Annotated in this window: 15 protein-coding genes; 2 read left to right on the forward strand and 13 right to left on the reverse strand. The window is 38.6% G+C overall.

Going from position 1 to position 14,148, the window contains the following annotated elements; all coding sequences use genetic code 11:
• Positions 1 to 82 precede the first annotated feature (82 nt).
• The 12 genes from BT797_RS19850 to yceD all read right to left on the reverse strand — a co-directional run bounded on the left by BT797_RS19850 (position 83) and on the right by yceD (position 9,429).
• The gene (locus BT797_RS19850; RefSeq protein ID WP_019440304.1) at positions 83 to 334 is read right to left on the reverse strand and encodes a DUF2960 domain-containing protein; all 252 of its coding nucleotides are present in this window, start codon (positions 332 to 334) and stop codon (positions 83 to 85) included.
• 200 nt (positions 335 to 534) lie between these two features.
• Positions 535 to 1,308, reverse strand: a complete 774-nt coding sequence (locus tag BT797_RS19855) for a TatD family hydrolase (RefSeq protein ID WP_045110351.1) — start codon at positions 1,306 to 1,308, stop codon at positions 535 to 537.
• A 1-nt stretch (position 1,309) separates the two neighbouring features.
• The gene (gene holB, locus BT797_RS19860) at positions 1,310 to 2,239 is read right to left on the reverse strand and encodes a DNA polymerase III subunit delta' (protein WP_244534257.1); all 930 of its coding nucleotides are present in this window, start codon (positions 2,237 to 2,239) and stop codon (positions 1,310 to 1,312) included.
• A gap of 46 nt (positions 2,240 to 2,285) precedes the next feature.
• On the reverse strand, positions 2,286 to 2,930 hold the full coding sequence (gene tmk / locus BT797_RS19865; protein ID WP_045112516.1) for a dTMP kinase: 645 nt from the start codon (positions 2,928 to 2,930) through the stop codon (positions 2,286 to 2,288).
• A 16-nt stretch (positions 2,931 to 2,946) separates the two neighbouring features.
• Positions 2,947 to 3,945, reverse strand: a complete 999-nt coding sequence (gene mltG / locus BT797_RS19870; protein WP_075473255.1) for an endolytic transglycosylase MltG — start codon at positions 3,943 to 3,945, stop codon at positions 2,947 to 2,949.
• Positions 3,946 to 4,118: 173 nt separating this feature from the next.
• Complete coding sequence (gene fabF, locus BT797_RS19875; RefSeq protein WP_045110348.1) at positions 4,119 to 5,363, reverse strand: beta-ketoacyl-ACP synthase II; 1,245 nt, start codon at positions 5,361 to 5,363, stop codon at positions 4,119 to 4,121.
• 119 nt (positions 5,364 to 5,482) lie between these two features.
• Positions 5,483 to 5,719, reverse strand: coding sequence for an acyl carrier protein (gene acpP / locus BT797_RS19880; protein ID WP_045110347.1), 237 nt, complete (start codon positions 5,717 to 5,719; stop codon positions 5,483 to 5,485).
• Between the two features lie 142 nt (positions 5,720 to 5,861).
• Positions 5,862 to 6,596 carry a 3-oxoacyl-ACP reductase FabG gene (fabG, locus tag BT797_RS19885; protein ID WP_045110346.1) on the reverse strand — a complete coding sequence of 245 codons (735 nt, stop codon included), beginning with the start codon at positions 6,594 to 6,596 and terminating at the stop codon, positions 5,862 to 5,864.
• A gap of 16 nt (positions 6,597 to 6,612) precedes the next feature.
• Positions 6,613 to 7,536, reverse strand: coding sequence for an ACP S-malonyltransferase (fabD, locus tag BT797_RS19890; RefSeq protein ID WP_045110345.1), 924 nt, complete (start codon positions 7,534 to 7,536; stop codon positions 6,613 to 6,615).
• A 132-nt stretch (positions 7,537 to 7,668) separates the two neighbouring features.
• On the reverse strand, positions 7,669 to 8,682 hold the full coding sequence (plsX, locus tag BT797_RS19895) for a phosphate acyltransferase PlsX (RefSeq protein ID WP_045110344.1): 1,014 nt from the start codon (positions 8,680 to 8,682) through the stop codon (positions 7,669 to 7,671).
• Between the two features lie 11 nt (positions 8,683 to 8,693).
• Positions 8,694 to 8,864 (reverse strand): 50S ribosomal protein L32, encoded by a 171-nt coding sequence (gene rpmF, locus BT797_RS19900; protein WP_006033904.1) that lies wholly within the window; start codon positions 8,862 to 8,864, stop codon positions 8,694 to 8,696.
• Positions 8,865 to 8,880: 16 nt separating this feature from the next.
• On the reverse strand, positions 8,881 to 9,429 hold the full coding sequence (yceD, locus tag BT797_RS19905) for a 23S rRNA accumulation protein YceD (protein WP_082276104.1): 549 nt from the start codon (positions 9,427 to 9,429) through the stop codon (positions 8,881 to 8,883).
• A gap of 104 nt (positions 9,430 to 9,533) precedes the next feature.
• Between yceD and BT797_RS19910 the strand changes: the two genes are divergently transcribed.
• A complete protein-coding gene (locus tag BT797_RS19910) occupies positions 9,534 to 10,121 on the forward strand; it encodes a Maf family protein (RefSeq protein ID WP_045110343.1) in 588 nt (195 codons plus the stop codon).
• A gap of 80 nt (positions 10,122 to 10,201) precedes the next feature.
• Here BT797_RS19910 and rluC read toward each other — a convergent pair whose 3' ends face one another.
• Complete coding sequence (gene rluC, locus BT797_RS19915) at positions 10,202 to 11,155, reverse strand: 23S rRNA pseudouridine(955/2504/2580) synthase RluC (protein WP_045110342.1); 954 nt, start codon at positions 11,153 to 11,155, stop codon at positions 10,202 to 10,204.
• Positions 11,156 to 11,697: 542 nt separating this feature from the next.
• Here rluC and rne point away from each other — a divergent pair.
• Positions 11,698 to 14,148, forward strand: a complete 2,451-nt coding sequence (gene rne / locus BT797_RS19920) for a ribonuclease E (RefSeq protein ID WP_244893731.1) — start codon at positions 11,698 to 11,700, stop codon at positions 14,146 to 14,148.

Here is a 14,148-nt window from a genome sequence, read left to right on the forward strand (position 1 = left end):
GGTCTTCATAGACCACCTATTCTTTCGTTTTAACAATTCGTAAATTACTAATAAATGGTTAAAACACTGTATTATTTACTTGTTATTCTTCAATACCATCTTTAATAAACCATACGTTAGTAAAGCCTAATTTAGTAAAATGGTTTTTACGGAATTCTCTTACGGCTTTCGTACCTTTAGATACATCTTCAACTTGTTTTTCCATTATCAAATATTGCGTTAAATCGATGCCTTCTTCTGCAGCAGCCGCTTCATAGATATGGTGGAACTGTCGGTATGAAAATGGAATTTTCTTATCTTGTTTTTTATATGTATAGGTAACTAGGTGAGCCAAAATGCCTCCAAATAATAATTGAATTCGATAGTTCGTCACACGAATATCGAGATAGTACTGTAATTTATTAAGTTATCAAACAGTGCCATAAATTTGTGTGGATAATACCACACTCAACTCAGTCGTCAAAAATTGAGTGCTGTATATACCCAGTTCGTCAAGATTCTATATCAGAGACGAGTATAGATATTAGGGCGATATTACTTTTTAGCGTTAAACAGCTTAAAGTAGTTCTCTGTCGTTGATTCCGCTAATTCAGCGAAGGTTACCCCACGTAAATCAGCAACAAATTCGGCAACTGCGCGAACATAAGCGGGTTGATTTTCTTTACCACGATAAGGTACAGGCGCTAAATAAGGTGAATCTGTTTCGACTAACAATCGATTAGTCGGAATTGTTTTAACCACTGCTTGTAAATCTTTTGCTGATTTGAACGTCACAATACCTGAAATAGAAATATAAAATCCCATTTCTAATACTGCTGCGGCCATTACATCAGATTCCGTAAAGCAATGGATAACACCACCTATTTTTTCTGCGCCTTCTTCTTTTAAGATACGTATCGTGTCATCAACAGCACCACGCGTATGAATAATCAGTGGTTTATTGAGCTCAATTGCAACTTGAATATGATTACGAAATGACGCTTGCTGGATATCTTTGTTTTCAGGTGAATAGAAATAGTCTAAACCCGTCTCACCAATAGCGACGACCTTTTCATTTTGTGCTAATGCCAATAACTCTGATTTTTCGTATTCATCTTCAAGATTAAGTGGATGGACACCACATGATGCATGAATATTGTCAAATTCAGCTATCAATTCAATCATAGTTTTGAAGCGTGGTAAGGTCACTGATACGCTTAATAAATGCGACACGCCACGTTCTGTTGCTTTATTAACAACATCGGCAAGATCAGTATGAATGGTATCGTAATTTAGGCCATCTAAATGGCAATGAGAATCTACTAACATATTAATTTATGAATCTTTTTAGTTTAATTAAAAATGACAGAACCAATGTTTCAGCCGTTAAATTATTATTTTGCATTAATAACTGGCGAAGTTCAGTCAATTCTGATTGTAGTTGAGTAATTTTTTCTTGTGATAACTGCGTTGAGAAATGTGTTAACCACTCAAGCTGATCTGTATTGACAATATAATCAACACCTACCCCCCGATTCACTTTCTGTAAATCAAGTAAGATAAATTGTAACCAAGATAGCTTCTCTAATGTACGGTCTGTAATGATCTCACACAATCGTGTAATCGCAGCAGGCTGTTGTGTTAACAACGCTATATTCGAGAATATTTCTTGACGCAAACCATCATCACCATTGTTCAAATAACTTAGTGTATGCAAAGGCGCCCCATGATTAATACGGATAGCAGTCAATGTTGGGGTCTCAATCGGAAATTGCTGCTGTAGCCATAAAAGTGTTTCCTGCTCTGGTGGCGCGGGAAGGTGCAGCTTTTGACAACGGCTATAAATTGTCGGTAACACTTGTGACTTATTTTCAGCCAACAAAATGATGTAGCTACCATTACTTGGCTCTTCTAGTGTTTTAAGTAATGCATTAGCAGAAGCTAAATTAAAACTTTCAGCATGCTCGATAATAACGACTTTGTTACCAGCAAGCTGTGAATACTCATTTAATTTCTGACTAATATGTCTTATTTGATCAACGCCAATCACTTTACCTGATTCAGTTGAAACCAGATAATAATCAGGATGTACACTTGTCTCGAATAATTGACAAGGATGGCATTGGTGGCAAGGTTCCCAACCAATAGGCTCTTTACATAATAATGTTTGAGCAAGTGTCTGCGCATATGACAATTTGCCCATACCGCTCGCACTGGTAATAAACAGGGCATGATGCAAACGACCAGCTGTCATTTGCATTTGCTGTTTTTCCCAATGAGGTAATAACCAAGGATATAACATCTAATTAATCAACATTTTTGTTATGGCAATCGACATTCGCAGATAGCACTTCACGGATCTGGGCTTGAACATTATCAATATTCTGGCCAGCGTCAACACAGTAAATACTGTCATCCGCTTCGGCAAGTTCTTTGTATTTAGCACCAATACGTTGGAAAAAAGATAACTGCTCTAATTCAATACGATCTAATTCACCTCGTACTTGAGCACGTTGTAAACCAACAGCAGGATCGATATCTAACAATAAAGTCACGTCTGGTTTAAAGTCGCCAATAGCAACCTGACGCAGTGTATTCAACACCGTAATATCAAAACCACGACCACCACCTTGATAGGCGATAGAAGATAAATCATGACGGTCACCAACAACCCATTGCCCTTTTGCCAAGGCTGGTTTAATGACATTTTCAACTAATTGTGCACGTGCTGCATACATCAACATAAGTTCTGCTGACTTAGTCAGTGGTTCTTCGGTATTCACTTCTTTAACGATGGCACGCATCTTTTCAGCAAGTTTTGTTCCACCGGGTTCACGCGTGGTGATCACGTCTGTGATCCCCTGCTCCGCTAGCCAATTAATAACGGTACTTACAGCCGTACTTTTACCTGCGCCTTCAAGGCCTTCGATTACTAAAAATTTTGCTTGCACAATAACTCTCTTCAATTTATTTCTTTAAAATGTATTTACGAACCGCACGATTGTGTTCTTTTAAATTCTTTGAAAAATAATGACCACCATTACCACTGGCAACAAAATATAAATAGCTTGTTTTGGCTGGATGTAGTGCTGCATCAATAGACGTTTTACCAACCATTGCAATCGGTGTAGGCGGTAAACCTCTAATCACATATGTGTTATAAGCTGTTTTTTGACGTAGATGTTTACGACGGATATTACCTTTATAGTCATCACCCATACCATAAATAACGGTTGGGTCAGTCTGTAAACGCATACGTCTATTTAATCGATTAATAAACACGGACGATACAGTCGTTCTTTCGCTTTCTAATCCAGTTTCTTTCTCTATGATAGAGGCAAGAATCAGCGCTTCGTAAGGTGTTTTTAACGGTAGGTTTTTATCTCTTTTCTCCCACGCTGAATTTAAATAAGTTTTTAGTTTTTTATGTGATTTTAAATATAGCGCAGAGACTAGCGTTCCTTCCGGATAAAAATAAGTCTCCGGCAGCATCAAGCCTTCAAGCTTTGTGTTTTCGATTTGTAATAACTGTGCTAATTCTATTTCAGATAAGTCAGCCGTATCATCAATAATACCCGCTGCTTTTGTAAACTGCTTGCGCCATTCTTTAAATGTTGATCCTTCGATAAAGGTGATTTTATGCTGGAATTCCCCCCCAGACACAAGGTGTTCGAATAATGTTTGGAAATTCCAACCCGCAGCTACTTTATACGAACCGAGTTTAATATGGATAATATCTGGATTTTGTTTAAAAAAGATACGTAAAAAAACTTTGGATTCGAAGTTATTCTCCAAAATCATTTTATTAGCAATTAGTTGTGCGGTATCACCCGAAGATACAGTGAGGATATGATCTGTTTGTACACGTTCAGCGGACACAAATGATTGATAGCGTGAATAGAAAAGTACACCTGCAATCAATAGAATAGTAAACAGTAAGGAAATAGCAGTAATTATCTTTTTCATAACTCGATGCATAAATTAAATTCAGCACACATTTTACACCAATGAAAAATTGTTTGATACATGCAAGGTGCGTTTAATCACCTTGCATGTATCAAATAACAAAAAACACTTATTTATTATGTTCGGTATACAAAAATGAATAATTAAATGCTTAGTGTTATAATGTTGATATATTAGTCCGCTTTTTTAAATAATAGCGAACCGTTCGTCCCACCAAAACCAAATGAGTTTGATAAAGCGTATTGCATACTTACAGCACGAGCACCATCAGTTACATAATCTAGATCACAACCTTCACTCGGATTTTCCAAGTTGATTGTTGGGGGTAATATTTGATCTTTTAAAGCAAGAATTGTAAAGATGGCTTCAATTGCACCAGCGGCACCCAAAAGGTGGCCAGTCATTGATTTTGTGGAGCTAACTGCAAGTTTATAAGCATGCTCGCCAAAAACAGATTTAACCGCGGCTGTTTCAGCTTTATCGCCAGCAGGTGTTGATGTGCCATGTGCATTGACATAACCAACTTCACTTGCGTCGATCCCAGCATCAGCGATAGCATTATTCATTGAAAGTGCAGCACCGGCACCGTTTTCAGGAGGTGACGTCATATGAAATGCATCACCGCTCATGCCGAAGCCGACTAATTCAGCATGGATAGTAGCACCGCGTGCTACTGCATGCTCATATTCTTCCAGCACTAAAATACCCGCACCATCGCCAAGCACAAAACCATCTCGGTCTTTATCCCAAGGACGACTTGCTTTTTGTGGGTCATCATTACGCGTTGATAATGCTTTAGCAGAACCAAAGCCCGCCATGCCCATTTCTGTTGATGCTTTTTCTGCACCACCGGCAACCATTACATCGGCATCGCCATATGCAATCATACGTGCAGATTGACCAATACAGTGCGTCCCTGAAGTACAAGCCGTTGCAATAGCAATGTTTGGACCTTTCAGATTGTTACGGATAGACACATGCCCAGCAACCATATTAACTATCGTTGACGGTACAAAAAATGGACTTACTTTACGTGCCCCACCTTTAGCAAAATTATTCACATTTTGCTCAATCAGACCAAGCCCACCGATACCTGAACCAATAGCAGTACCTACTCGGGTTGCATTTTGTTCAGTAACAACTAACCCTGAATCTTTAATTGCTTGCTCTGCTGCTACGATCCCGTATTGGATAAATAAATCCATTTTACGGCAGTCTTTACGGTTGAGACCAACCGCTTCAGCATCAAAATCATTAACCAAGCCAGCAAACTTTGTTGAAAAATTAGTGGTATCAAAGTGCTCAATATTTTCAATGCCGCTGGTACCAGATTTAATTGCTTCCCATGAAGTTGTAACAGAGTTACCAACCGGTGAAACAATACCTAATCCTGTAATTACAACTCTTCTATTAGCCACACTCGTTCTCCAAATAGGCAAAAAAAAAGCGGTCTTGCGACCGCTTTTATATATTTATAAAGTCATTATCAAAACAACTTTATTTTGATTATCTCTCATCGAGAAACTAATCAGCTGAATTATTCAGCGCTAGAAACAACGAAGTCGATTGCAGCTTGAACAGTAGTAATTTTCTCTGCTTCATCGTCTGGAATATCAGTATCGAATTCTTCTTCTAGAGCCATAACTAGTTCAACTGTATCTAGAGAATCTGCACCTAGGTCATCAACAAAAGAAGCTTCGTTTTTAACTTCTTCTTCTTTAACACCAAGTTGTTCGATAATGATTTTTTTTACGCGTTCTTCGTAGTTACTCATGTTTTACTTTTCCTTTAAAAAATATAAAGCTTTTGATTAGTAGTTTATTGATTACTCATAAACTTGCAACCCTTAACTTGGTGGTCAAACCACGAATGGTGAAAAAGCTCGCAAATTTATAAACAAAATCAAATATAAATGGCTATGCCATATACATTCCGCCATTTACATGGATAGTCTCACCCGTGATATAGCTTGCACCATCAGATGCTAAAAATCCAACAGTTTCCGCTATCTCAACAGTACTCCCAAGACGATTGGTTGGTACTTGAGCTAATATTGTTTGTTTTTGTTCTTCAGATAATTCACTTGTCATATCAGTTTCGATAAAACCAGGTGCAACCGCGTTCACAGTGATACCACGTGATGCAATTTCACTTGCAAGTGACTTAGTAAAACCTAGTAAACCAGACTTAGCCGCTGCATAATTTGCTTGGCCACCGTTACCAGTTGATCCAACAACAGAACCAATGTTTATAATACGACCAAAACGTTGCTTCATCATGCCACGTAAGCAAGGCTTACATAAACGGTATAAAGAGGTCAAGTTAGTGTCAATAACATTGCACCATTCATCTTCTTTCATACGTAAGAAAATATTATCTGCTGTAATACCGGCATTATTCACCAAAATATCAATGTGCCCAACACGGGTTTTGATCTCAGCATATAATGCATCGACTGAATCTTGATTTGTCACATTTAGTTCCAGACCAAAACCTGCATCCCCTAAATAAGCGCCAATACGCTCAGCACCTTGTGCAGAAGTTGCAGTACCAATAACTTGGGCACCTAACTTTGCAAAATGTTCCGCGATTGCGCGACCAATACCACGGCTTGCGCCCGTTACGAGTACTGTTTTACTTGAAAAACTCATTTATTTATTCCTACTATTATGCAAAATCAGCAATTGTTGCTTGATTATTTACTGCACTACCTTTAATCGTTTTATCAATACGCTTAACAAGGCCTGTAAGTACTTTACCAGGACCGAATTCATATAACGCTGTAATTTCTTCTTTCGCCATAGCTTCTATCACTTCAGTCCAGCGTACTGGCATATAAAGTTGACGAATAAGCGCATCTTTAATGCTATCTGCATCTGTTGGTGACGCTACATCAACATTATTAATCAACTTAATGACAGGTGTATTAAAAGTAACTTGTTCTAATGCGATTTTTAATTCATCCGCTGCAGGTTTCATTAACGAGCAATGAGAAGGCACACTTACTGGTAAAGGCATTACACGTCGAGCCCCCGCTTCAACACATAACTCAGAAGCACGCGAAACTGCAGCTTTATTACCTGCAATCACAACCTGACCTGGAGAATTAAAGTTTACAGCCGAAACAACTTCGCCTTCTGCGGCTTTCTCACAAGCTGCAACCGTCGCATCATTATCTAGACCAATAACCGCAGCCATTGCGCCAATACCTTGTGGTACGGCTTGTTGCATCAATTGTCCACGTAATTCAACAAGTGCAATCGCGTCTTCGAATTTAATCACACCAGCACATACTAATGCTGAGTACTCGCCTAAACTATGACCAGCAACTAATGAAGGCTTAAAGCTTTCTTTCGCAGAGGCGATTCGCCACAAAGCAACAGAGGTAGCCAATAATGCAGGTTGCGTGATATGAGTTTGGCTTAGATCTTCAGTAGTTCCGTTTTGCACTAAATCCCATAGGTCATAGCCAAGCACTTCACTTGCTTGTAAAAACGTCTGCTCTACAACAGAATGATCGCAAGCAAGATCTGCAAGCATACCAATTGTTTGTGATCCCTGACCTGGGAATACTACTGCATATTTTGACATAAATTACCTATAAAAAATTAATAAAGATTCATGTATCAATTTGAGAATGAACTTATCTAACTAGAAAGTAATATGAGGATAACGATGGAATTTTTCAAGAGAAAAGACTAATAAAGTGAGTTAAATTTAATCTTAATCAATAACATCAAGACTTGTGGATATTTTATCGACTAATCCACTTTCAACTTCTTTTACGGCCTGTTCAATTGCAAATTCAAAGGCAACCTGCTCAGCATTACCATGACTCTTAATTACAATACCCGGCAATCCTAACAAAGTTGCTCCGTTATACTGGTCGGGTTTCAAACGTCTTAGACTGTTCATTATTAGTGGTTTGACCAATAATGATAACAATTTAGTAAATATGTTCTTATTTGATACAGATGTGAGTTGAGAAATAACCAAGTCCACAACACCTTCACTTGTTTTAAGCGCGACATTACCAGTAAAACCATCGCATACAATGACGTCTGCTTTACCAGAAAAAATATCATTGCCTTCAATAAAACCAATATAATTTAAGCTTTGGTGGTCAGACAGTAATTGCGCAGCTCGCTTAACTAGGTCATTACCTTTAATATCCTCTTGGCCGACATTAAGTAAAGCAACTCTTGGGTTCGGTATATTACCAACATGTTCTGCAAGCGCAGTACCCATTAATGCAAATTGAAATAATGCATCGGCATCACAACTTACATTCACACCCAAATCGAGCATATATACAGGTTGTTTCGTCATAGAAGGTAGCGCAGAAACTAATGCAGGTCTGTCGACAAAAGGCAGCACTTTCAGTAAATGTCGTGAAAGCACCATTAATGCACCGGTATTTCCAGCGCTCACACAAGCTTGCGCCTTACCTTCACGGACAAGGTTCAATGCCATACGCATAGAGGACTGCTTAAAATTACGCAGTGATAGCGCAGGGGCAAGATCCATGGGTATATCATCGAAACTAGGAATAATTGTACAACGAGATGTAATAGACGTAGAAGTTTGCTGTAATAAAGGGGTTATTTCAGCTTCGTTACCGACAAGGTAAATAGAGAGATGTTTATACTTTTTAAGTATATTTATTGCGGCGGGGATAGTGACATGGGGGCCGAAATCGCCCCCCATGGCATCTAACGCAATTGTTAGATTAGGCAAAGTAATATAACTTATTTGTTAATTACTTTAACGCCTTTGTAGTAACCATCAGCTGTTACATTGTGACGTAGGTGAGTTTCACCTGAAGTCACGTCAACAGTTGTAGCTGCTGCAGTTAGAGCGTCATGTGAACGACGTTGACCACGGCGTGAACGAGTTACTTTACTTTTTTGTACGGCCATTGACCTATACTCCTAATTACTTGCGCTTTAATTCAGATAAAGCTGCAAATGGGTTGGGCTGCTCATCAGCAGGCTCGATTTCACCAAAACTCATTTCATTGGGATTCACTGAACAATCCTCCTCTGAGTGCAAAGCAACCAGAGGTAAATTGATAATCACTTCATCTTCAATGAATGAAATCGGATTAACTTCGCCATTTGCGTCCAATTCAATGGGCTCATAAGCATCTGGCAGATCTTCGGCCTGAGAATCATTTTTCACAGGACTATATCTAAATTCGGTTTCACAAGCTTGCTTAAATATTCCGCCACAGCGCTGACATTCAAGGTTAACGGTTAGTGATACGCTACCCTGTATCACTATAAGACCTTGACTGTCTTTACTGAACGAAATTGATACCTCAGCATCACTTGGTTCACCTGCCGTTGCATCCGTAATACGTTTCAACAGACGAGCTTCAACACTAGTGTTAAAGTCCAATCTTTGTTGAGCGGTACGATAAGGATCAACAGTTACTGGTAGTTTTACCTTTTTCATAGGTTGCGGATAATATAGATTCATCATGTTAGAGTCAAAAGGAAAATGAAAAAAAATCAATTTTTCCTACAAAAATAGGTCACTTGTCGTTAAAATCACCAAATAATTAAATAATTGATGATAGATAAACCATGAGACCTAAACTGATCCTTGCTTCAACATCCCCATTCCGTAAACAGATCTTAGAAAAACTAAACTGCCCTTTCGACACCTTCAACCCAAAAGTCGATGAAACCGAAAAGCCAAACGAAACGGCTGAAATTCTTGTATCACGCCTAGCACTAGAAAAAGCTCAAGCTGCCAGTCGAGAGTATAGTAACTCAATATCTATCGGATCGGATCAGGTTTGTGTCATTAATAACAAAATAATAGGTAAACCAGGCAATTTTGAAACAGCTTTTGCACAATTATCTGCCGTTTCTGCACAAAATATAACTTTTTACACAGGGCTTTCTGTTGTAAATCAATGTACGGGTCGTACAGATACGATAGTTGAACGCTTCATTGTTCATTTTAGGACGTTAACTGACAGCCAAATTCGTTACTATCTTGAAACCGAAAAACCGTATAATTGTGCCGGAAGTTTTATGTGTGAAGGTCTTGGTATCGCATTATTTTCTAAATTAGAAGGCAAGGATCCAAATACTTTAATCGGATTACCACTCATTAGTTTAGTTGAAATTTTGCAAGAGCAAGGATACGACGTTTTAGCTGAATAGTTTTTTATAAGCGCATACAAATAAAAAAGCCCACATTAGATCAATGCGGGCTTTCGACATATGGCTTAATTATCGATTTATTAGCACTTTTTCAATTTTTCCAGTGCTCTTACTAGTGCCATATCGAGTGGCGCCTCAACTTCTTGTGTTTCTTCTGTGCCCGGATTAAAGAATTTTAAGCGTGCGGCATGTAAAAATAGACGTTTTAAGCCCAAACCGTTCATGTGTTTAGTAAAATCTTTATCGCCATATTTATCATCACAAGCAATTGGATGACCAGCATGTAAAGTATGTACACGAATTTGGTGTGTTCGACCAGTAATTGGACTCGCTTGTATCAATGTGCCGTGTTCATAGCGTTGAATGATTTTAAAACGAGTCTGAGATTGTTTACCTTCTTCATCAACACGTACAATACGTTCGCCCGAGCTTACTGTATTCTTTAACAACGGTGCATTCACCACTTTTGTACTACGTGGCCATGCGCCTGCAACAAGTGCTTGATAATCTTTTTGCATGGTTTTTAAACGTAATTGCTCATGTAGTGCTTTTAGCGTACTACGTTTTTTAGCAACTAATAGGCAACCTGACGTATCACGATCTAAACGATGCACCAATTCAAGATATCGACTATCAGGTCGGATAGCACGTAAACCTTCGATTAAACCAAAGCTTAACCCACTACCACCGTGAACAGCCATTCCAGATGGTTTGTTGATGACAATTAAGTAGTCATCTTCATAAATAATTTGAGATTCAAGCGCTCGTACCGAATCTAAATTTGCAGACGGTGAGATTGCTTCGGTTTCAGAAACACGCACTGGTGGCACACGAACAATATCTTCAGGCTGTAATTTATACTCAGGTTTAATTCTACCCTTGTTAACTCTCACCTCACCTTTACGTATGATGCGGTAAATCATACTTTTTGGCACACCTTTTAACTTGGTGCGTAAAAAGTTATCAATTCGCTGTCCTTGATAATCTTCAGTAATGGTTACAAATTCTACTTTCGGTGAAATTTTATCGGTCATAATTATTTTATTGTCTAGCTCAAAATGCGTATAAGTATCAATTTGAAAAGAATTTCTAAATTGAATGGAAAGTTAACTTGCTATATTAATGCAGGCAGTGGGATAATACCCTCTGTACTGCTAAAAAAATACAGCCAAGAATGATAATGGCTTTAGTATATCTGCTATTGGGGTAAATAATCATTTATTTATACCAATAATTTCAGAATAACCAGGATGCTGTTATTCTTGCTGCGGATTTTTAGCATACATTTTGTATATAAGGTGTACGTTGATAGGGAGTTTCATTTATCCAGCTGGATACCACCTCCCACAATTCAACTTCTATATAAGACACCTTTTCGAATGCAATTATACACGTTAGTTATCGATGGAATCTAATAAGTGCAGAAATAATCGTAAGACACTTAATCACAATTAGAGCATCTAACAGCGCCTTAATTTAAACAGCCGAGAGGTTGATTATCTACAGACACAAGGCCTGATGTACGTCTAACTAATTTATCCAAGCATGAAAATTAATTTATAAGTAACATAAAAAAATGAAAAGAATGTTAATTAATGCAACTCAAAAAGAAGAGTTGCGCGTTGCGCTAGTTGATGGGCAACGCCTTTATGATCTAGATATTGAAAGCCCTGGCCATGAACAAAAGAAAGCGAATATCTATAAAGGTAAAATTACCCGTGTAGAACCAAGCTTAGAAGCTGCTTTTGTTGATTACGGTGCAGACCGCCACGGTTTCCTTCCTCTTAAAGAAATCTCTCGCACTTACTTCAAACAAGGTACTGGTAAGCAACGTGGACGTCCAAGCATTAAAGATGTTGTTGCAGAAGGTACAGAAGTAATTGTTCAGATCGAAAAAGAAGAACGTGGTAACAAAGGTGCTGCATTAACAACCTTCATCAGTTTAGCTGGTAGTTATCTTGTTCTGATGCCAAACAATCCTCGTGCAGGCGGTATTTCACGTCGTATCGAAGGTGATGAGCGTACTGAACTCAAATCTGCGCTTGCTACGTTAGAATTACCAGAAGGCATGGGACTCATTGTTCGTACTGCTGGCGTAGGTAAATCTGCAGAAGAGCTAGATTGGGACCTTAAAGTACTTTTAAATCACTGGCAAGCAATTCAAGATAGCGCAAAAGATCGACAAGGTACTTTCTTAATACATCAAGAAAGTAACGTGATAGCGCGTGCTATTCGTGATTATCTTCGTCGAGATATTGGTGAAATACTCATTGATCATCCAAAAGCATTTGAAGAAGCTAAAAGCCGCATCAAATTAATACGCCCGGACTTTATCGACCGTATTAAATTGTATCAAGGTGATGTGCCTTTATTCAATCACTACCAAATTGAAACTCAAATCGAATCAGCTTTTCAACGCGAAGTTCGTCTACCTTCAGGCGGTTCAATTGTTATTGACCCAACTGAAGCATTAACATCAATTGATATTAACTCTGCACGTGCAACACGCGGTGGTGATATTGAAGAAACGGCATTAAATACTAACTTAGAAGCCGCAGATGAAGTTGCTCGTCAACTACGCCTACGAGATCTTGGTGGCCTTGTTGTTATCGATTTTATCGATATGGGCCCAGTTAAAAACCAACGTGAAGTTGAAAACTGTTTACGTGACGCAGTACGACAAGATCGAGCACGAATTCAATTAGGTCGTATCTCTCGATTTGGTCTAATGGAAATGTCTCGTCAACGTATCCGTCCTTCTCTGGGTGAGTCAAGTACGCATGTTTGCCCTCGCTGTAATGGTCAAGGTACGATCCGTGATAATGAATCTTTAGCACTGTCTATTCTACGTTTAATCGAAGAAGAGTCTCTAAAAGAGAATACAAATCACATCGTAGCGCAAGTACCTGTTCCAGTTGCTGCTTACCTATTAAATGAAAAACGTAACTCAATCCTACGTTTAGAGAAACGTTATAAAGTTAAAAGCTTTATCATTCCAAATGAGAACTTACAAACACCTCATTTTGAAGTTTCTCGTGTTAAAGCTGATGACGATAACTCAGAATTATCGAGCACTGAACTGACACAATCACGTGAATTCACTCGTTATGAACCAAAAGTAAATAACGAAACAGTTCAACCTCTTGTGAAGCAAATTAACACACTTGAAGAGAAAACAAGTAAACCAACTCAAGCAGTTAAAAAAGTAACGCAAAGTGCAAAACCTAAAGCATCTACTCAAGCTAAAGCAGTGAAGCCTGTAGTAGAAAAAGAATCTGTATTTAGCCGTATTGGTAAAGCAATTTCTGAGTTCTTCAGTAACGACGAAAAAGTTGTCGTAAAAGAGACAGTTAAAGAAACACCTAAAAAGACGGTAACAGAAAAAACATCGAACAACCGTCATAATGATGAGCCTCGTAAACCACGTACTCGTCGAAATCGTAAACCTCGAACTCCTGATAATGTTGAGAACAAACAACAAGACGCTAATAAAAAAGTCAATGTTGAACCTAAACAGCATAAGAAGTTAGATGAAAAACAAAAAACTCACAATCAAGAAAAGTTGCCTACACAGACTAAAAATGCGAAAGAGGAAAGCAGCTCACAAAATCAAGCTGTTTTAGCCGAACGTCGCCAACGCCGAAATATGCGTAAAAAAGTACGTGTTAACAATGAACAAAAAGTATCTGCAGAATTAGAACAAACACCTGCAACAGCTAATGTTTCAAAGACGTCCAAGTCTGATGTAAATACGCAATCGGCTAAACGCACTCGTCGCGGCCCTAAAAATGCTAAAACTAACGATGTAGCAAAAGCTGAAACAGCTAAGTCCGTTACAACTGAAGTAACTAAGCCTGTAACGGCTGAAGTAGCTAAACCTGTAACGGCTGAAGTAACTAAACCTGTAACGGCTGAAGTAACTAAACCTGTAACGGCTGAAGTAACTAAACCTGTAACGGCTGCAGTAACTAAACCTGTAACGGCTCCAGCAACTAACCCTACAACCGCCGACGCAACTCAACCTTAA

The organism is Moritella viscosa (assembly GCF_900120065.1).
Classification (GTDB): domain Bacteria; phylum Pseudomonadota; class Gammaproteobacteria; order Enterobacterales; family Moritellaceae; genus Moritella; species Moritella viscosa.